Consider the following 2117-nt stretch of genomic DNA (forward strand, 5'->3'; position numbering starts at 1 on the left):
TAAACCAAAAGAACCATCCTCTAAATATGTCGGGCAATTAATCAATGAAATCGATAAAGCTATTGACAAATACGACCAAACCATTAATGATTACAAAGGACTCAAATCCGATTGGGAAGGTGAATTAAAGAAATGTGAAAAAGAATTAAAAACGTTATACGAAAAACAAGAACTTAACCAAGAACAAAAAGAAAAAATCAAAAAACTTTTAGAACAAATCGAACAAAAAATAACCGATATCAAAACTCAAAAACAAGAAAATGAAAAAAATATTTCTGAATTAAAAGAACAACTAAAACAAAAAGAACAAGAATTAAGCGATAAAGAAAAAGAAATCGCCAAAAAACAAGAAGAAGAAAAACTAGCTTCGCCAGATGCTAAAATTAGACTAAAAGCCGAAATCGAAAAATTACAAACCGAAATAATTGAAATAGTTGGCAAAATTGGAAAAATTAGAGTTGAAATCGGAAATTTAGAAGCTGACCAAAAAATGTATGAAAATATTTTAACAAGAGCTGAAGATTACAAAAAAACTTTAGAAGAACGATATAAAGATTTAAAAGATGGAGATAAAGCATTATTCAAACAAATTAAATTCGTAGAAGAACGTCGTAACGAAATCCAAAAAAACATCGATGAAATTATTGCCAAAAAAACAACTATCGGCGCAGAAAGAGAACAATTAAACATTTTACTTAAAGCTGCACATGCATCTAAAACTGCTTTAGATGACTGGGATAAAAAACATGAATTTAGTTTTGGTAACCTCCGTAATGCGCTTTTTCAAGGTGCAGAACTTTATATGGATGCTTTTGGAGGACGTGGTTTCTTAAAAGCAGTTGGTAGTGGTTTAACTAAAAAAACAGCTGGCGCCATTGCCAAAGTAGGAATAGCAATTCACGAAACTCATCGAGTAGTTAATTTAGGTAAAGAATTATTTTTTAACGAAGATGAAACCCCTAAAATGATGTCAAAAGAAACTTATGATTCTATTTGTTCTCGTATCGACCGCGACTTAGCCAAACTAGACGCTGACTACAAAGACTACGAAAAGAAAATAGAAGAATATCAAAATAAATTGCAATCCGATAAAATTAAAGAGGAAATCGGCCAATCAAGAAAAGTAGTTACAAAAATCGAAAACGAAGAAGAATCTATAATTGAAGAATATGAAAAAATTACTAACGAATTAATAAGAAAAAGAAACGAAGTTTTAAATACTAATGAATTATACAAAACCCACAGTGTTTTAAATCAAAAACTAGAAGACAAAAACGTAGAAATCGAAGCCGCAAAAGAAGAATTAAAAGAAAAATCTCCAAATTATGCTCGCGCTCAAAAACGCTACAAAGAAAAATTACAAACTAAATTTCTTGAAACACTTAAGAAACCCTAATAAATAAAACTTTTTTTAAACAAATTAATTCATAAAATTGTATAATAGTGTTATATTCAAATTTAAATATTTGATAATAATCACTATTATCAGAAGGGCAATTCAATTTAATGAATAATAATAATAATTTTTTTCAAAAACATTTAGCAATTATAATCATTATTATCGCAGTTATTGTTGGTATTGGTATTTATTACAAGACCAATACCAATAATTCTTTAAAACAAGAAGAACAACAAGAAGAAGAACAAGAAGAAATAAAAAATGATGATTCAAAATTGAGTTCTTCTAGACCTAAACGAACAACTGAAAAACCTAAATTCACCATTACTGAAGCTCGTTTTGACCAAATCAAATCTTATGTATTGTCGGAAAACAAAAATCAAACTTTATTACTTAATGATCTTTCTGAACAAGAAAAAAATGAAATTGAAGAAATAAAAAACAGTTGGAAATTGTCGTTAAATTTGTTAAAAAAAGAACAAGATGTAATTAATGAATATCCAAATATAATCAACGAACACCACAATCAAATTAACTCAATAAAATCTCAATACCCATCATTAAAATCTCAAAAAGAACAATTAGAACAACAATTAGAAGTTAAAAACAAAGAAATAGATAAATTAAAATTAGAAGCACAAACAAAAAAAACACAATTACAAACTCAAGGAAAACCAATTTATAAAAATAATGAATTAACTAAAATTCAAGAAGAAAT

The 2117-nt window shown here is 27.4% G+C and carries 2 protein-coding genes; both read left to right on the plus strand.

The window, feature by feature from the left end:
* A partial coding sequence (locus RI01_RS03650; protein WP_017192987.1) for a hypothetical protein occupies nucleotides 1-1396 on the plus strand: 1396 nt, incomplete at its 5' end.
* 110 nt (nucleotides 1397-1506) lie between these two features.
* A partial coding sequence (locus RI01_RS01965; protein ID WP_017192988.1) for a hypothetical protein occupies nucleotides 1507-2117 on the plus strand: 611 nt, incomplete at its 3' end.

This window comes from Italian clover phyllody phytoplasma str. MA1 (assembly GCF_000300695.1).
Lineage (GTDB): Bacteria > Bacillota_I > Bacilli_A > Acholeplasmatales > Acholeplasmataceae > Phytoplasma.